Genomic DNA, 16,846 nt, shown 5'->3' with positions numbered 1-16,846 from the left:
GACGGGGTCCGTTGCCGCCGTCCGGCAGCTGACTGGGGCGCCTGGATGCCAGTTGATACGCGCGCTTCGGGTGGGGTGTTCAACGGACTTTGCAACTGGCCGAGTTGGCGTATGCGAAAGCGTGAAATAGGTGGCAAAGGCACCCGTCGAGCCCGGCCGGGGAGAAGAATCGACCCGACAGGGGGCTGCGGACACGGTCAGTTACCTGTCGGTAACCCTGGGTTCGTCATGTCGGGCCGAATCCTGGCTCCAGGGAATCTGCACATCGAATGCGCAACCGGGTCACCGCGCGCGGCGGATCTGCACAGACGTCGACGGTGCCCCGCGCCATTGAACCCGGACTGTCCCATTCCTTGCCGGGGCTGCAAGAGGCCGTGCGCGACGATGCCGCGCAGCATGTGAAGAAGTCGCCGCCAAGACGTGCGCACACCTGCACGGATCGACGCTCCGGAACGCCAATTGCCCAGGTGGGAGCGGTGGTTGATTGGAATCGCCGCGCGCCGCCGTGCTTTGATCCGTTGCACCGCGGGGGTCACCCCAGGGGTCCCGGCAACGGGGTGCCCGGCGCTCGCGGATCGCGGCCGACCGTCTGTCTCCAGAAGGGGCCGCTCCCCCTTGTGAATATCCATACGAAGGGAAGTTCCATCATGAACTCCACCCCCCAGGTTGAGACCGCCGAGATCTCGGACGCCGAGCTCGACGCCGTGTCCGGTGGCCTGTCGATCAACGCCGTGGGCACCGCGACCGGCCTGGTGGACGGCATCGCCCCGGTTTCCGGCCTGGTCGGCACGGCCGTCGGCACCGTCGAGGGTGTCACCGGCCTGAACACCGCGCCGGTCACGAACCTGGTCGCCGGTCTCTGATCGCACCCCTGTACCGCTGAGTCCCGGAACCGCTCCCCGGTTCCGGGACTCTCGGATGCCGTGAATCTTCTGGAGTAGGTGAGGGAAGTTCCGTGCAGTTCCGCCAGCAGGCCCTCGCCAAGCTGCAGTCGCCCGAGGAGCTCGATCTCCCGGTGCGCTTCGCCCGCCCCCAGGGCTGGCTGGTCCTGACCGTGACGGTGGTCGCCATGGCCGCCGCGTCGGTGTGGGCCGTCACCGGCTCGGTGGCCTCCACGGTCACCGCGCCCGCCGTCCTCACGCACGCGGAGGGCAGTTACCTCCTGCAGAGCCCGGTGGCCGGACAGGTCACCGCGATCCTCGCCGAGCAGGGCGAGCGGCTGCCCGCGAACGCGCCCGTGATCAAGGTCCGTACCGAGCAGGGCGAGTCGGTGGTCCGCACGGTCGCCGCGGGCCGTATCACCGAACTCGCCGCCACGATCGGCCAGATCATCCGCACCGGGGCGAATGTCGCCGCCGTGGAGAAGGTGGAGCACGCGTCCGACCCCCTGTACGCGACCGTGTACGTGCCCGCCGAGAACGCCGCGTCGATTCCCGCGAACGCCGCCGTCGACCTCACCGTCCAGTCGGTGCCGGCCCAGCAGTACGGCGTGCTGCGCGGCCATGTGCGGTCCGTCGACCGCACGGCGCAGTCGGCCCAGCAGATCGCCGCGTTCCTCGGGGACGACCAGCTGGGCGAGCAGTTCACCAAGAAGGGCCGCCCGGTGGCCGTGCTGGTACGACTCGACACCTCGTCCGGCACGAAGAGCGGCTACGAGTGGTCGTCCGCGGACGGCCCGCCGTTCCCCCTCTCCTCCATGACCCTGGCCACGGGCTCCATCCGCATGGCCGATCAGCGTCCCGTCGATTGGCTCCTGCCATGACCGCTCCCCAGGACACCCTGCCTCCGGTACGGGGCAGGCGCCGCGCCGCACCACCGAAGCGCACCGTGCCCAAGTCCCGGCGCAGGACGGTCCGCACCCCCACCGTGCTGCAGATGGAGGCCGTCGAGTGCGGCGCCGCCTCCCTGGCGATGGTGCTCGGCCACCACGGACGGCACGTCCCGCTGGAGGAGCTGCGCATCGCCTGCGGGGTGTCCCGGGACGGCTCACGCGCCAGCAACCTCCTCAAGGCGGCCCGCAGTTACGGTCTGACGGCCAAGGGCATGCAGATGGACACGGCCGCGCTCGCCGGGGTGAACGCGCCCGCGATCCTGTTCTGGGAGTTCAACCACTACGTCGTCTACGACGGCATGGGACGCCGCTTCGGCCGCCGGGGCGTGTACGTCAACGACCCGGGCAAGGGCCGCCGTTTCGTGCCGATGGAGGACTTCGACACGAGCTTCACCGGCGTGGTCCTGGTGATGGAACCCGGCGAGGGCTTCACCCGGGGCGGCCGCAGGCCGGGAATCCTCGGCGCGATGCCGGCCCGGCTGCGCGGCACGGCGGGCACCCTGCCCGCCGCGGTCCTGGCCAGCCTGCTCCTGGTGGTGGTCGGTGCCGCGCTGCCCGCGCTGAGCCGCACGTACATCGACATGTTCCTGATCGGCGGCCAGACCTCGCTGCTGGGCGTGCTGTTCACGTCGATGGCGGCCTGTGTGCTGCTGACGGTGGTGCTGACCTGGTTGCAGCAGGCGAACCTGCTGCGCGGCCGGATCATCTCCTCCACGCTCTCCAGCGCCCGTTTCCTGCGGCATCTGCTGCGGCTTCCGGTGACGTTCTTCGCCCAGCGCAGCCCCGCCGACCTGGTGCAGCGGCTGCAGTCCAACGACGCGGTCGCCGAGACCCTCGCCCGCGACCTCGCGGCGGCGGGCGTCGACGCGATCGTCGTGGTGCTGTACGCGGTGCTGCTGTACACCTACGACCCGCAGCTGACGTTCGTCGGCATCGGGGTGGCGCTGCTGAACGTGGTGGCGATGCGGGTCGTCGTACGGCTGCGGGCGACCCGTACGGCGAAGCTGCGCGCGGACACGGCACGGCTGACCAACACCGCCTACACCGGCCTGCAGCTGATCGAGACGATGAAGGCGACGGGCGGTGAGGACGGCTACTTCCGCAAGTGGGCGGGCCAGCACGCCACGACCCTGGAGGAGCAGCAGCGGCTCGGTGTGCCGAGTGCCTGGCTGGGTGTGGTCGCGCCGACGCTCGCCACGCTCAACAGCGCGCTGATCCTGTGGATCGGCGGCCTGCGGGCGGTGGAGGGGCACATCTCGGTGGGGCTGCTGGTCGCCTTCCAGGCCCTGGTGACCCGGTTCACCGCGCCGCTGACGCGCCTGAACGGGGTCGCGGGCCGCATCCAGGACTTCGCCGCGGACGTGGCCCGCCTGAAGGACGTGGAGAGCTTCCAGGCCGACCCGCTCTACGGCCGTTCGGGCGGCGGGGCGTCGACGCGCCGGCTGCACGGTCATGTGGAGCTCGAGAACATCACCTTCGGCTACAGCCCGCTCGACAAACCGCTGCTGAGCGGCTTCAGCCTGACCGTCGGCCCGGGCCAGCAGGTGGCACTGGTCGGTGGCTCGGGCAGCGGCAAGTCCACGGTGTCCCGGCTGATCGCCGGCCTGTACGCGCCCTGGGAGGGCGAGATCCGCATCGACGGGCAGCGTCTGGAGGACATTCCGCGCGGCGCGCTCGCCGCCTCGGTCTCCTTCGTGGACCAGGAGGTCTTCCTCTTCGAGGGCACGGTCCGCGACAACGTGGCGCTGTGGGATCCGTCGATCCCGGACGAGGCGGTGGTCGCCGCGCTGCGGGACGCGGCCCTGTACGACGTGGTGATGCGCCGCCCGGGCGGTATCCACAGCCGGGTCGATCAGGACGGGCGGAACTTCTCCGGTGGGCAGCGCCAACGCCTCGAGATCGCACGGGCGTTGGTGCGCGACCCCAGCATCCTGGTGCTCGACGAGGTGACCAGCGCGCTGGACGCGGAGACCGAGCAGACCGTGATCGACAACCTGCGCAAGCGCGGCTGCGCCTGCGTGGTGATCGCGCACCGGCTGAGCACGGTGCGCGACAGTGACGAGATCGTCGTGCTCCAGCACGGCACGATCGTGGAACGCGGGCGGCACGACGCCCTGGTGGCGGCCGGCGGGGCGTACGCCGAGCTGGTCAGGGAGCGGTGAGGATGACGGCGGTGCACGAGGGCGACGTCGTCCTGGGCGCTCTGGGCGCGATGGGAGCCCCCATCGACTGCTCGGGCCTGAGCCGGCTCGACCTGGAAGGGCCGCAGGTGCTGTGGCTGGTGGCGTCCGGCGCGCTGGACCTGTTCGCCGTCGACGCGGCGGTACAGGGCCACTGGCACCACCTGGGCCGTCTCGAGCCGGGCTCCCGTCCTGCTCGGCCCGGTCGCGGGACCCCAGCACACCCTGGTCGCCCGGCCGGTCCGCGACTGCGTGGTGCGCCGCATCCAGCTGCGCGAGCTGTACCAGCAGGCCGACACCCAGACCTGGTCGTACGACGAGTACGGCCACCCGCAGTACATACCGCCGACGACGAGCCCCCTGGAGTACGCCCTCGCTCTCGGTGTCGGCCGGAGCCTGTCGATCCTGTTCCAGGCGCCGATGGCCACCGAACGGGCCGCCGACATCACCGACGACGACGTCTTCTGGATGCAGGTGCCGCCGGGCAGTGTCCAGTACGGCTCCCTGTACGGGACTGAGGCCGCTGCCGACCTGCTGATGGACCCTGCCGTCTGGCAGGGCATGGTCGACCAGCAGTACCGCCTCCTCGCCACCCTGGACCGGTGGATCGAGCAGCTGGAGCGCACCCACGAGACACGTACCGCGGCCGGTATCAAGGCGGGTGAGGCGGTCCGTGCCCAGGCCGACCGGACGTTGCTGGCGTCCATCGGGAAGTCCTCGGAGCGGCGCACCACCGCGGCCGACGCCGACGCCACCTACGCAGCGTGCAAGCTCGTGGCCCGCGCGGCCGGCATCACCCTCGCCGAACCCACGCGGAGCGGCGCCGAGAGCGACCGCCTCGACCCGGTGGAGCGCATCGCCGTCGCCTCCCGCGTCCGCACCCGGGCGGTACGGCTCGACGGGCGCTGGTGGCACGAGAACGTCGGTCCGCTGGTCGGTCACCGGGCCCTGTCGGGAGCACCGGTGGCGCTGCTGTGGCGGCGCGGCGGCTATGTCGCCGTGCACCCGTCGTCGGGACGCGAGACACCGGTCGAGAAGGCGAACGCGGCGGAGTTCGCCCCGCGGGCCGTGATGTTCTACCGCCCACTGCCCGACCAGCGGCTCGGTCCGCTCGGGCTGCTGCGGTTCAGCATGCGCGGCATGAGCGGGGATCTGGTCAACCTGCTGATCAGTGGCCTGGTGACCGTCGCGATCGGCGCGCTGGTGCCGATCGCCACCGGCAAGGTGCTCGGCGAGTACGTGCCGAAGGCGCAGGAAGGGCTGATCGTCCAGGTCTGCCTCGCACTCATGGTCACCGGGGTGGTGGCGGCCGCCTTCATGCTGCTGGAGAACCTGACCGTCCTGCGCCTCGAGGGGCGGATCGAGGCGACCCTCCAGCCGGCGGTCTGGGACCGGCTGCTGAGGCTGCCGACGAAGTTCTTCGCCGAGCGGTCCACCGGTGAGCTGGCGAGCGCCGCGATGGGGGTCAGTGCCATCCGGCGGCTCCTTGCCGGAGTCGGTCCCACGGTGGCCCAGTCGGTGACGGTCGGCGCGATGAACCTGGCGCTGCTGCTGTGGTACAGCGTGCCCATGGCCATGGCCGCCATCGGCATGCTCGTCGTCATCGCCGCCGTCTTCCTCGGGCTCGGACTGTGGCAGGTGCGCTGGCAGCGGCGGCTGGTGCAGCTCACCAACAAGCTGAACAACCAGGCCTTCCAGACCCTGCGCGGCCTGCCCAAGCTGCGGGTGGCCGCGGCCGAGAACTACGCCTACGCCGCCTGGGCGCGGGAGTTCGCGCGCAGCCGCGAACTGCAGCAGAAGGTGGGCCGGATCAAGAACCTCACCACGGTGCTGGGCGCGGTGTATCTGCCGCTGTGCTCCCTGCTGCTGTTCATGCTGCTGGCGGGGCCCGCGAAGGGTGCCCTGTCGGCCGCCGACTTCCTCACCTTCAACACCTCGATGACCATGCTGCTCACCGCGGTCACCCAGCTGACCGGCGCGTTCGTGTCGGCGGTGGCCGCGCTGCCGCTGTTCGAGGAGATCAGGCCGGTGCTGGACGCCACACCCGAGGTGCGCACGGCGAGCACCCGGCCGGGGGCCCTCTCCGGAGCGATCGAGGCGCGCCGGCTCTCGTTCCGGTACGCCGACGACGGTCCCCTGGTCCTCGACGACGTCTCCTTCGAGGTGAAACCGGGCGAGTTCGTGGCGATCGTGGGCCCGAGCGGCTGCGGCAAGTCGACGCTGCTGCGCCTGCTGATCGGCTTCGACAAGCCGGTGTCCGGCAGTGTGCTCTACGACGGCCAGGACCTCGCGGCGCTCGACCAGTCGGCGGTGCGCCGCCAGTGCGGGGTGGTGCTCCAGCACGCGCAGCCGATGAACGGGTCCATCCTGGACGTCATCTGCGGCACCGAGCCGTACACCCCCGAGGAGGCGATGGCGGCGGCCGAGATGGCGGGCCTCGCCGAGGACATCCAGCGGATGCCGATGGGGCTGCACACCATCGTCCAGGGCAGCGGCGCGATCTCGGGCGGCCAGCGGCAGCGGCTCATGATCGCTCAGGCGCTGATCCGCCGGCCGCGCATCCTGTTCTTCGACGAGGCGACGAGCGCGCTGGACAACGAGACGCAGCGCAAGGTCATCGAGTCCACCCGCGCCCTGAACGCCACCCGGATCGTGATCGCCCACCGCCTGTCCACGGTGCTGGACGCGGACCGGGTCATCGTGATGGAGGACGGCAGGATCACCCAGCAGGGCCCGCCCGCCCTGCTCCTCGCCGACACGACCGGCCGGCTGCACGAGCTGGTGCGGCGGCAGATGGCATAAGGGTCAGGCGCCGGAGCCGGGAACAGGCGCACCGGAGGGGACCCCGGCCTCGACGTAGGCCTCGTAGTACTCCTGCCAGGACGCGGAGGGCCCGCCGTGCGGCCCCTCGGAGCGCTCACCGCGGGACTCGGCGTCCAGGGCGGCCAGGCAGACCTCCCAGCCGGCGGCGTTGCGGGCGGCCGCGTTCCGCTCGCCCAGGACGTTGGTGAGGGTGAACCGGGTGCGCCCGTCGCCCGGTTCCTCCAGGTCGAAGCGGAGTTCGTCACCGCCCCACGCGAACGAGAGGTGCCGGGGCGGGTCGACGGCGAGGACGGTGCCGCGGGACTCGGGCATGTTCGGGTCCCCGCTGAACCGGACGGTCCCGCCGGGGCGCAGCTCGAACTCGGCACGGGAGGGGAACCATGCGGCGAGTTCGTCCGGATCGGTGACGAACCGCCACACCCGGTCGATCGGGTGGTCGTGGACGCGGGTGAAGCGGACGGCGGGGCGGCCGTCGTCGAGGGTGAGACAGGTGCCGGTGAGGTCGGCGGCCATGACGCATCAGTCCTCCCGGTCGTGGGCGCGCCGCAACGATCGCTCAGGCCGGCTCACCCCGCCCGGGTCGACCGGCCGTCGCCCCGCGGCGGCTACTCGCCCGCGTACGCCTTCTCCAGGGCGGCGATGTCGAGCTTGCCCATCGACAGCATCGCGCGCGTGGTGCGGGCCGCCTTCTCCTGGTCCGGGTCGCCCACCATGTCGAGGAGCCCGTCGGGGATGACCTGCCAGGACACGCCGTACCTGTCCTTGAGCCAGCCGCAGGGGCCCGGCTGACCGCCATCCTCGGTGAGCTTGGTCCAGTAGTAGTCGATCTCCTCCTGGTTCTCGCAAGTGATCTGGAAGGAGATCGCCTCGTTGAACGTGAACTGGGGTCCGCCGTTCAGCGCGACGAACTTGTGGCCGTTGGCCGTGAAGTCGACGGCGATCACGGAACCGGCGGGGCCGGGGCCGGCCTCGGTGTAGCGGCCGACCTGCCCGATGCCGGAGTTCTTGAAGATCGACACGTAGTAGTGCGCGGCCTCCTCGGCCTGGCCGTCGAACCAGAGACAGGTGGTGAATCCCTCGGTGGCCATGTGTACCTCCTGGAGTGTGGAAGCGGTCACCTGTGCAGACCGATCCTCGCCCCGGAACTCATCGGCCGAGCCGCGGATCAATCCGTGTGGCGGTCCCGGTGCCCGCCACTAGCATCGCCGCCATGACGTCCTCGCCCGCCGAGAGCATCCGGCCCTTCCGCCTCGCGATCCCCCAGAGCGACCTCGACGATCTCCATGACCGGCTCGACCGCACCCGCTGGCCGGACGAGCTGCCCGGCGTGGGGTGGGCGTACGGGGTGCCCCTCGACTATCTGAAGGAGCTCGTGCGGTACTGGCGCCACGACTACGACTGGCGGGCCGCCGAGGCGCGGCTGAACGCGTGGCCGCAGTTCACGACGGAGATCGACGGCGCACACGTCCACTTCGCCCATGTGCGCTCCCCCGAGCCGGACGCGACCCCGCTGATCGTCACGCACGGCTGGCCCGGGTCGATCGTGGAGTTCCTCGACGTGGTCGGGCCGCTCACCGACCCGGCCGCCCACGGGGGTGATCCGGCCGACGCGTTCCATGTGGTGGTGCCCGGCATTCCGGGGTTCGGCCTGTCCGGACCGACCCGGGAGACCGGCTGGGAGGCGGGCCGGGTCGCCGACGCGTGGGTGGAGCTGATGGACCGGCTCGGCTACCCGCGCTTCGGCGCCCAGGGCGGCGACTGGGGCGCGGCCGTCTCCCGTGAGCTGGGCCGCGCCCACCCGGAGCGGGTGATCGGCATCCACCTGAACCTGCTGCCCGGCGCTCAGCAGCTGACCGAACCGACCGCCGAGGAGCTGGCCGCGCTCAGCCCCGAGGAGCGGGAGCGTACGCTCACCTCGTGGCAGCGCTGGTCCGAGTGGCAGCGCGAGGGCGCGGGCTACGCGATGCTGCACTCCACCCGGCCCCAGACGTCGGCGTACGCGCTCACCGACTCGCCCGTCGGGCAACTCGCCTGGATCGTGGAGAAGTTCCGCGAGTGGACGGACTCCGCGGAGCTGCCCGAGGAAGCCGTCGACCGGGACCTGCTGCTGACGAACGTGATGCTGTACTGGCTGACCGGGACCGCCGGTTCGTCGTCCCGGATCTACTACGAGCGGGCGCACGCCACGGGCCGGGCCGCCGCGCCGGCCGAACCCTCGACCGCGCCGACCGCACTGGCGGTCTTCCCCGCCGAGATCCAGATCCCGCTGCGGCACAGGGCGGAGCGGACGGAGAACCTCGTGCGCTGGACGGAGTTCGACCGGGGCGGGCACTTCGCGGCCATGGAGGAGCCGGACCTGCTGGTGGAGGACGTGCGGGCGTTCTTCAGGCAGCTGCGCGAGAAGGGCTGAGCCATGGCCTCTGCCCGTGGCGAATCTGCGGCGGGCAGAGAAACCGCATCCGGGGGTCTCCCGAGGCCAAGAGTGGAGTCGACGGCATCCACGCCACAGACAAGGAGATCCGATGACCCCACTCACCACGCTCTCGCCGCGGGCGGAGGAGGGCGACACACCGCCCAGCCGCTTCGACGACCACCTCGCCGCGCAGCTGCTCGCCCAGCGGATCGTCTTCCTCGGCACTCAGGTCGACGAGGTGTCGGCCAACCGGGTGTGCGCGCAGCTGCTCCTGCTGTCGGCGGAGGATCCTCGTAGCGACATCAGCCTGTACATCAACAGCCCCGGCGGATCGGTCACGGCGGGGCTCGCGATCTACGACACCATGCGGCTCGTCCCGAACGACGTCTCGACGCTCGTGATGGGGTTCGCGGCGAGCATGGGGCAGTTCCTGCTCACCGTGGGAACGCGGGGCAAGCGGTTCGCGCTGCCGAACGCACGGGTCATGATGCACCAGCCCTCGGCGGGCATCGGCGGCACCGCCGCGGACATCGAGATCCAGGCGGAGAACCTTCAGTTCACCAAGAAGGCCATCGAGCGGATCACCGCCGAGCACACCGGGCAGAGCGAGGAGACGATCGCCAGGGACGGCGACCGGGACCGCTGGTTCACGGCCGATCAGGCCAGGGAGTACGGGATGGTGGACCGGGTGGTGGAGTCGCTCGCCGACGTCCGCCCGGCCGCGTCGCGCCGGCGGATGGGGTTGTGACATGGGGTCGTACACGGTTCCGTACGTCATCGAGCGGACCGCGCAGGGCGAGCGGTCCTACGACGTCTTCAGCCGGCTACTCAACGAGCGGATCATCTTCCTCGGCACCGAGATCGACGACGGGGTCGCCAATGTGGTCATCGCGCAGCTCCTGCACCTGGAGTCGTCGAATCCCGAGCAGGAGATCTCGATCTACCTCAACTCGCCCGGCGGATCCTTCACTTCCCTGATGGCGATCTACGACACGATGACGTTCGTGCAGTCCCCGATCTCCACGTTCTGCGTCGGCCAGGCGGCCTCCACGGCGGCGGTGCTGCTGGCCGGCGGAGATCCCGGGCGGCGGTTCGTGCTCCAGCACGCGCGGGTGCTGCTCGGCCAGCCGGCCAGCGGCGGACGGCAGGGCACGGTCTCCGACCTCAGCCTGGCGGCCAAGGAAATGGTCCGCATCCGCTCCCAGGTGGAGGAGGTCCTGTCCCGGCACACCCACCACGACGTGGCGACGCTGCGCGCGGACATGGACCGCGACAAGGTGTTCACCGCCGACGAGGCTGTCGCCTACGGGCTCGCCGACGAGGTGCTGAGCCGACGGCTGGCGTTCGTCTGAGCCCGGAGCAGTCGGACCCGGAGGCCGGCCGCGTGGGCCGGTACGGCGGGGCGCGCCCGCCGTACCGGCCCACGGTTCGGTCAGGCGGCGAGGCAGAGACCGTCGTACTGCGCCGTCGGGGACCTGCGGCCCCGGCCCACCCGGCTCCGGGCGTACCGGGCCAGCTCGTCCTGGGCGAGCGAGAGCAGGTCGGCGAGACCGAGCCCGAGGGCCTGGGCGGCGGCCGCGAGGACCTCGGAGGAGGCCTCCTTTCGGCCGCGTTCCAGCTCGGACAGGTACGGCATCGAGATCCGGGCCGCCTCCGCGACGTCCTTCAACGTGCGCTCCTGTGCGAGCCGCTCGCGCCGCAGCACATCACCGACGAGGTCCCGCCACAAGGGCTCCTTGGGCGCGGGTGGCTGCGGGGCCCCCGTCGGTCGCTGCGGGGTGCGGGTCGCCGCACCGGAGCCGGGCGGCGCGGTCTGCGGGCGCAGGGGGATGACGCGGGCTTCGTTCGGCGCATGAGTGCTCACCCCTTCAGCCTAGGGATCCGGGGCGCCACGGGAAGGGAGCGGCGTTCTGCCCTGGGTGAAGCCGTGCGGCCGACATGGTGGCGGCAGTTGACGGGTGCCGCGGCCCGGCCGTTCGACCGATGCGGCCGTCGACGCGCTCGCGGAGGACATCGATGCGCTCGCCAAGGAGGCGGGCGTGGCCGTACGGGGCGTCGTGAGGCTGCCCGGTGCTGTGACCGGAAAGGTTTGCCGGAAAGCCCGCGGCGTCCGGTGCTGGGGGTGCCCCACGCCGTTCAGGCAGTGGTGGAGCATCGCCCGCGTACTGGATGTACGCGGGCGATGCGACAACGCGGCGAGGTCCCCTGCCGGGCGTCGCGAGCCGGTGAACCTTTCCGGTCACGGCACTAGCGTGGCAGTGTGAGCGTCACGAGCCCGTCCGGCCGGGCCGCCGCGCGCACCGGCGGACCGGCACTCGCACCGCACGGCTGGGTGCGGGCCTGCGTGACGGTGCTGGCCGGGCTGGTCGTCATGGGCGCGCTCGCCGCGCTCGGGCTGTGGGCGGCGGGCGGCAGCGCCATCCCGGAGGGCGGGTTCCCCCGTGTGGTCGTGGCCGTGGTCGTCGTGGCTGTCGGCGGCAGTGTGAGGCTGGCGGGCGACGCCGGTGCGTCGGCCGGCGCACGGGCGGGGCTGACGGTGATGCCGTTGTCGGTGACGCTGTCCGGGGCGCTGGTGATCGCCACGGGATTCCTGCGCCCGCTGCGGCACCGGGCCGTCGCCGGCGGGCGTGAACTGGCGGGCTGGGCAGGCCGGATCGCCGTGCTGTGGCTGGTGGCGCTCGTCGGTCTCGCCCTGGTGGCCCGCCAGACCTTCGCGGTTCCGCTCGGCACCGGAACGATCGGCGACATCGGCAGCCTGTTCGGGATCTCCCCGAGGATCGGCTTCACCACGGACCTCTGGCCGACCGTGCTGTTCGGTCTGCTGTGGCTGGCGGGCGTGCTCGTCCTCGCCCTGCTGGTGTCACGGGGTGCGCCGCTGCCGGCCCGGCTGCTGCGCTTCCAGGATTCGGTGCGGCCCGCCGCCTTCGCCATGGTGGCCCTGCTGCTCGCCTGCGTCGCCCTGGGCGCCGTCGTCGCGCTGGTGGTGGCGGCGACCCGCGGGCACCCGGCCGAGACGTTCGCGCTGATCCTGCTGGGCCTCCCCAACCTGGTGTGGCCGGTGCTCACCCTCGGCATGGGCGCCACCTGGCACGGCCGGGTGGACGGGCCGTTCGGGCTGCCCATGCCGCATCCGCTCGACGAGGTGCTGCGGACTCCGTACCTCTCGACGCTGAACCTTCGTACGCTCGCCCGGTACGACGGCCGGGTCTGGTGGCTCGTGGCCGTGGACGCCGTGCTGCTGATCACCGCCGGGTTCGTGCTGGCGGTGCGCTCACCGGCGTCGGTGCGGCCGTGGCGGCACGCCGTGCACATGGCGGTCGCGCTGATCGCGGCGGTTCTCGCCGTCTGCCTGCTGTGCCGGGTCTCGGCGCACTACGGCCTGTCGCTCATCGGGGTCGGCGACCTCGGCGGAGGGCTCTCCGGCGTGCTGTTCCTGAGACCCCGGCCGGGGACGGCGCTGGGGCTCGCCATGGTGTGGGGACTCGCGACCGGGTTCGTGGGCGGGCTGCTCGCCCAGCGTGTGCGGCGACGGGGCGAGGTTCCGTGACGCGGCGCCCCGCCTCCGGTCAGGCCACCGGGGTGGACAGCGCGGGCACGAACCGTTGCATCCGCAGCGCGTCCACGGACTCGGCGAGCAGTTCGTACTCGGTGGTGTCGTCACTGACGGCGACACGGACCAGCCGGCCGGCCGCCAGCTCCTCGGCCACCCTCTCCTGCTGCCCGACGTCCTTGCACCAGGCGCGCAGGACGGCCGGCACGTCGGGGACCGTGTCGGCGACGGGGGCGACGGAGTTCGGCGGGTAGAGCGGGTTGTCGGGGGCCGGGTCGAGCCGTTCGGCGATCCAGGAGGCACGGTCGCGCATCCACCACAGGGCGAGGGCCAGGGTCGGGGCGCGGTAGGTGCCGAGAGGGACGCCGACCCGTTGCCCCCCGCAGACGCCGTATGCCGTGACATGGCACAGGAACTCGTCGTGCACGATCGCTCCCCCCGTGCGGTGCTCGGTGCCGGATCGGCCCGTGGTGCCTTGCGTTCGCTCGCTGTGCACGTGGGCGTCCCGCTGTCGGCGCGGTAGCGCTTTCTATCGTGTCCCGGGTCGCCCGCTCTTTCGAGTATCGCCACTCCTGACCCTCTGTCACCATGCGATTTCAGCCAGTCTCCTGGCATATTCACGGCCGCTTCTGGCGCAATCGGGCCACTCCGCCCGGTGTGCCCGCGCTTACCCGGGAGGTAATCGACGCCCCCACGGGTGTCCGGGCATGGTTGCGGTGTCGGCTCCCGCCAGGCACCAGACTCCGGGATCCGGCCCCTGACCAGTGCATGTGACCTCGACGGAGGCTGATCGTCATGACCGCAGAGACCAACCGTTACGAGACCGCCGTCGCCCGGTACTTCGAGGCGTGGAACACCCGTGACGCTCAGGCGCTGGCGAAGGCGGTCGCCGCCGCCTGGACCGCGGACGGAACCTACACCGACCCTCTGGCCGACGTCAGCGGGCACGAGCAGATCGTCGCCCTGATCGCGGGAGCGCACGCGCAGTTCCCGGGGTTCTCCTTCCGGCTCACGGGCGCGGTCGACGGTCACCACGAACTCGCCCGCTTCTCCTGGGAGTTGACGAGCGACGCGGACGGCTCGGCGCCCGTCGCCGGCTCGGACGTGATCACCCTGGACGGCGAGGGGCGTATCCGCAGCGTGCACGGGTTCCTGGACCGCGTCCCCGAGGGCGCGGCGGGTTAGGGCCTGTTGCCAAAGTGGCGCCTGCCTCGCGGCACTAGGAAATCGGTCCCGGCCAGCTCGGAGGCTCCTCCTCGGTGTCCTCCGGGCTGCCGCCCGGCGCTCCCTGCTCCTGGGCCGCCGCCTTCGCCTTGAGGCTCAGGCCCAGTTCACCGTCCACGACGTCGACGACGACGGTGTCGCCCGGGTTGAGCGTGCCCTCGAGCAGCATGTTCGACAGCCGGTTGTCGAGTTCGGTCTGGATGGTGCGGCGCAGCGGCCTGGCCCCGTACTCCGGCTGGTAGCCGCGGTTCGCCAGCCACTCCTTGGCCGTCTCTGTGACCTCCAGGCCGATCTGCTGGGCGCGCAGCCGGCGGCGGCTGCCCGCCAGGAGCAGGTCGACGATCCGCACCAGGTCCCGGCGGCCCAGGGCGTGGAAGACGATGACCTCGTCGATCCGGTTGAGGAACTCCGGGCGGAAGTGCGCCTGGAGTTCCGCCGTCAGGTCGTCCCTGATCTCGTCGATGTCGCCGTGGTGGTCGAGGATGTGCTTGGAGGCGATGTTGCTGGTCATGATGACGACGGTGTTGCGGAAGTCGACCGTGCGCCCCTGCGCGTCGGTGAGCCGTCCGTCGTCCAGGACCTGCAGCAGCAGGTTGAACACGTCGCGGTGGGCCTTCTCCACCTCGTCGAACAGCACGACGCTGTACGGCTTGCGCCGCACCGCCTCGGTGAGCTGTCCGGCCTCCTCGTAGCCGACGTAGCCGGGCGGGGAGCCGATGAGCCGGGAGACGGTGTGCTTCTCCTGGAACTCGCTCATGTCGAAGCGGATCATGCGGTCCGGGTCGCCGAAGAGCAGTTCCGCCAGCGCCTTGGCGAGTTCCGTCTTGCCGACGCCGGTGGGGCCGAGGAAGAGGAAGCTGCCGGTGGGCCGGTTCGGGTCGCCCATGCCGGCCCGGCCGCGGCGCACGGCCTGGGCCACGGCGGTGACCGCGTCGTCCTGGCCGACGACCCGCTCGTGCAGGACCTCCTCCAGCTTCATCAGCCGGTCGCGTTCGGTCTCGGTGAGCTGGGAGACGGGAATACCGGTGCGGGCGGAGAGGACTTCGGCGATGTCGTCGGGGGTGACGCTGGGCGTGGGTGCTCCGCCCTCGCCGACCGAGGCCAGCCGGCCCTCCAACTCCGTGATCTCCCGCTTGAGTTGGCTCGCGCGCTCGAAGTCCTCGGTGCTGACGGCCTCGTCCTTCTCCCGGCGCAGCCGGGTCAGCCGGCCCTCGAGGTCCGCGGCCTCCGCGGAGTCCCCCACGCTGCGCAGTCCGACCCGGGCTCCGGCCTGGTCCATGAGGTCGATGGCCTTGTCGGGCAGGAAGCGGTCGCTGATGTAACGGTCGGAGAGGGCGGCCGCGGCGTCCAGCGCCTCGTCGGTGTAGCGGACCTGGTGGTGGGCCTCGTAGGCGTCGCGCAGTCCGCGCAGGATCTCGACCGTCTCCTCGACGGTGGGTTCGGGCACCATGACGGGTTGGAAGCGGCGTTCCAGCGCGGCGTCCTTCTCGATGTGCTTGCGGTACTCGTCGATGGTGGTGGCGCCGACCACGCTGAGGTCGCCGCGGGCGAGGGTGGGCTTGAGGATGTTTCCCGCGTCCATGGATCCCTCGCCGGTGCCGCCGGCGCCGACGACCGTGTGCAGTTCGTCGATGAAGAGGACGACGCTCTTCTCTGCCCCCGTGACTTCGTCGATGACCTTCTTGAGCCGCTCCTCGAACTGGCCCCGGTACTGGGAGCCGGCGACGAGGCCGGCGAGATCGAGGGCGACCACGCGGCGGTCCTTCAGCGCCTTGGGGACCTCGCCCGCCACGATGCGCTGGGCCAGCCCTTCGACGATCGCGGTCTTGCCGACGCCGGGATCGCCGATCAGCACCGGGTTGTTCTTCGTGCGCCGGGAGAGTACCTCGATGGTCTGCTCGATCTCGGCCGCCCGGCCGACCACCGGGTCCAGGTGTCCGGCGCGCGCCTCGTCGGTGAGGTCGCGCCCGTACTCGTCGAGCGTCGGTGTGTCGGGGTGCCCGCCCGCCTCCCTCCCCTGCCGGGGCGCGCCGCCGAGCGCGCCCGGCGTCGCTCCCTCCGTCCTGAGGGCCCGGGCCAGCGGGGAGCGCGGATCGTCCAGGATCGCGGCGAGGATGTGCTCGGGGCCGATGTATGAGGCGCCGGCCGCCTGGGAGCGGGCGTGCGCCGCGAGCAGGGCACGTTTGGCCGCCGGCGTCAGCGCGGGCTCACCCGTGCCGGTCCCGGAGGGCAGGGATTCCCGCAGGTCGCCGGCGAGCTTGCCGGGGGCGGCGCCCGCCTGCTCCAGCACCTGGCGCGCGGCCGGCACCTGGGTCGCGGCCCACAGCAGGTGGACGGTGTCGAGATCGGACCCGTCCTCGGCCGCCCGTGCGCCGGCGGTGGCGAGCAACTCGTGCGCGGAGTCGCTGAGGAGACGTCCGATGGGGACACGTTGGACGGCCGGCGGTGAGGTCGCCGGACTCATGCCGAAGAAGCGGTTGAAGAGTTCGGAGAACGGGTCGCCTGACCCGAAGGGTGAGATCGTCACGATGAACCACCCGTCCGCGGCCGACACGGCCGCGTCGCCCGCCGTAGTCGATTGCCCGTACCTGCCCAGTCTTGGACACGCGGAACTGCCCCTCAACCGCAGGGCTGCCGCGGCACCGGGCCGATTGGGAACGGGATCCGGGGGTACCGGCGCCGACGTCCGGCGTCAACCGCCCGAGGAGGCGCGGACGCCGGGCGGGCCGGGCGCCGCAGCCCCGGCGTCCTCGGTACACGCTCGGCCGGAGGCCGCGCCCGGCTCCGGGAGCCGGGCGAACGCGCACGGCTTGATCGCCCTGCGG

13 protein-coding genes and 1 pseudogene are annotated in these 16,846 nt (G+C 71.7%); 9 read left to right on the top strand and 5 right to left on the bottom strand.

From position 1 onward, the window contains the following. Nucleotides 1-647 precede the first annotated feature (647 nt). The 4 genes and pseudogenes from C3488_RS22355 (at nucleotide 648) to C3488_RS22340 (ending at nucleotide 6,813) form a co-directional block, all read left to right on the top strand. A complete protein-coding gene (locus tag C3488_RS22355; RefSeq protein WP_103842082.1) occupies nucleotides 648-863 on the top strand; it encodes a type A2 lantipeptide in 216 nt (71 codons plus the stop codon). Nucleotides 864-955: 92 nt separating this feature from the next. Next, nucleotides 956-1,762, top strand: a complete 807-nt coding sequence (locus tag C3488_RS22350; protein ID WP_103842080.1) for an HlyD family efflux transporter periplasmic adaptor subunit — start codon at nucleotides 956-958, stop codon at nucleotides 1,760-1,762. Further along, nucleotides 1,759-3,993, top strand: a complete 2,235-nt coding sequence (locus C3488_RS22345) for an NHLP family bacteriocin export ABC transporter peptidase/permease/ATPase subunit (RefSeq protein ID WP_103842078.1) — start codon at nucleotides 1,759-1,761, stop codon at nucleotides 3,991-3,993. Before C3488_RS22350 ends, C3488_RS22345 begins: the two co-directional genes overlap by 4 nt. 2 nt (nucleotides 3,994-3,995) lie before the next feature. Beyond that, a pseudogene (locus C3488_RS22340) lies at nucleotides 3,996-6,813 on the top strand (NHLP bacteriocin export ABC transporter permease/ATPase subunit). 3 nt (nucleotides 6,814-6,816) lie between these two features. Here the strand turns inward: C3488_RS22340 and C3488_RS22335 are convergent. Continuing rightward, nucleotides 6,817-7,347 carry an SRPBCC family protein gene (locus C3488_RS22335; protein ID WP_103842076.1) on the bottom strand — a complete coding sequence of 177 codons (531 nt, stop codon included), beginning with the start codon at nucleotides 7,345-7,347 and terminating at the stop codon, nucleotides 6,817-6,819. Between the two features lie 92 nt (nucleotides 7,348-7,439). Further along, on the bottom strand, nucleotides 7,440-7,922 hold the full coding sequence (locus C3488_RS22330; RefSeq protein WP_103842074.1) for a VOC family protein: 483 nt from the start codon (nucleotides 7,920-7,922) through the stop codon (nucleotides 7,440-7,442). A gap of 122 nt (nucleotides 7,923-8,044) precedes the next feature. Between C3488_RS22330 and C3488_RS22325 the strand changes: the two genes are divergently transcribed. The 3 genes from C3488_RS22325 (at nucleotide 8,045) to C3488_RS22315 (ending at nucleotide 10,599) form a co-directional block, all read left to right on the top strand. Continuing rightward, nucleotides 8,045-9,244, top strand: a complete 1,200-nt coding sequence (locus C3488_RS22325; RefSeq protein ID WP_103842108.1) for an epoxide hydrolase family protein — start codon at nucleotides 8,045-8,047, stop codon at nucleotides 9,242-9,244. Between the two features lie 112 nt (nucleotides 9,245-9,356). Next, nucleotides 9,357-9,995 (top strand): ClpP family protease, encoded by a 639-nt coding sequence (locus tag C3488_RS22320; protein WP_103842072.1) that lies wholly within the window; start codon nucleotides 9,357-9,359, stop codon nucleotides 9,993-9,995. 1 nt (nucleotide 9,996) lies between these two features. After that, nucleotides 9,997-10,599 (top strand): ClpP family protease, encoded by a 603-nt coding sequence (locus C3488_RS22315; protein ID WP_103842070.1) that lies wholly within the window; start codon nucleotides 9,997-9,999, stop codon nucleotides 10,597-10,599. Nucleotides 10,600-10,679: 80 nt separating this feature from the next. Here the strand turns inward: C3488_RS22315 and C3488_RS22310 are convergent, their stop codons facing one another. Next, nucleotides 10,680-11,111: a helix-turn-helix domain-containing protein gene (locus tag C3488_RS22310; protein WP_103842068.1), complete on the bottom strand. Its 432-nt coding sequence runs from the start codon at nucleotides 11,109-11,111 to the stop codon at nucleotides 10,680-10,682. Between the two features lie 396 nt (nucleotides 11,112-11,507). On the opposite strand from C3488_RS22310, the gene C3488_RS22305 reads away from it, so the two are divergent. Beyond that, nucleotides 11,508-12,794, top strand: a complete 1,287-nt coding sequence (locus C3488_RS22305) for a streptophobe family protein (RefSeq protein ID WP_219822329.1) — start codon at nucleotides 11,508-11,510, stop codon at nucleotides 12,792-12,794. Nucleotides 12,795-12,813: 19 nt separating this feature from the next. On the opposite strand, the gene C3488_RS22300 is transcribed toward C3488_RS22305, so the two are convergent. After that, on the bottom strand, nucleotides 12,814-13,224 hold the full coding sequence (locus C3488_RS22300) for a hypothetical protein (RefSeq protein WP_103842104.1): 411 nt from the start codon (nucleotides 13,222-13,224) through the stop codon (nucleotides 12,814-12,816). A 368-nt stretch (nucleotides 13,225-13,592) separates the two neighbouring features. On the opposite strand from C3488_RS22300, the gene C3488_RS22295 reads away from it, so the two are divergent. Then, nucleotides 13,593-13,982: a nuclear transport factor 2 family protein gene (locus C3488_RS22295; protein WP_103842066.1), complete on the top strand. Its 390-nt coding sequence runs from the start codon at nucleotides 13,593-13,595 to the stop codon at nucleotides 13,980-13,982. A 34-nt stretch (nucleotides 13,983-14,016) separates the two neighbouring features. Here C3488_RS22295 and C3488_RS22290 read toward each other — a convergent pair whose 3' ends face one another. Next, nucleotides 14,017-16,548, bottom strand: a complete 2,532-nt coding sequence (locus C3488_RS22290; protein WP_103842102.1) for an ATP-dependent Clp protease ATP-binding subunit — start codon at nucleotides 16,546-16,548, stop codon at nucleotides 14,017-14,019. Nucleotides 16,549-16,846: the final 298 nt, after the last annotated feature.

The sequence above is a fragment of the Streptomyces sp. Ru72 genome, assembly GCF_002920635.1.
Lineage (GTDB): Bacteria > Actinomycetota > Actinomycetes > Streptomycetales > Streptomycetaceae > Streptomyces.
The sequence above is the reverse complement of the archived record's forward strand: the minus strand, read 5'-3'. Positions and strand labels throughout refer to the sequence as shown.

What these genes read in the sequence shown, in the direction of transcription:
- C3488_RS22355 (WP_103842082.1), top strand. Translation starts at nt 648, where the DNA reads ATGAACTCCACCCCCCAGGTTGAGACCGCCGAGATCTCGGACGCCGAG.
- C3488_RS22345 (WP_103842078.1), top strand. Translation starts at nt 1,759, where the DNA reads ATGACCGCTCCCCAGGACACCCTGCCTCCGGTACGGGGCAGGCGCCGC.
- C3488_RS22335 (WP_103842076.1), bottom strand. Translation starts at nt 7,347, where the DNA reads ATGGCCGCCGACCTCACCGGCACCTGTCTCACCCTCGACGACGGCCGC.
- C3488_RS22330 (WP_103842074.1), bottom strand. Translation starts at nt 7,922, where the DNA reads ATGGCCACCGAGGGATTCACCACCTGTCTCTGGTTCGACGGCCAGGCC.
- C3488_RS22325 (WP_103842108.1), top strand. Translation starts at nt 8,045, where the DNA reads ATGACGTCCTCGCCCGCCGAGAGCATCCGGCCCTTCCGCCTCGCGATC.
- C3488_RS22320 (WP_103842072.1), top strand. Translation starts at nt 9,357, where the DNA reads ATGACCCCACTCACCACGCTCTCGCCGCGGGCGGAGGAGGGCGACACA.
- C3488_RS22315 (WP_103842070.1), top strand. Translation starts at nt 9,997, where the DNA reads ATGGGGTCGTACACGGTTCCGTACGTCATCGAGCGGACCGCGCAGGGC.
- C3488_RS22295 (WP_103842066.1), top strand. Translation starts at nt 13,593, where the DNA reads ATGACCGCAGAGACCAACCGTTACGAGACCGCCGTCGCCCGGTACTTC.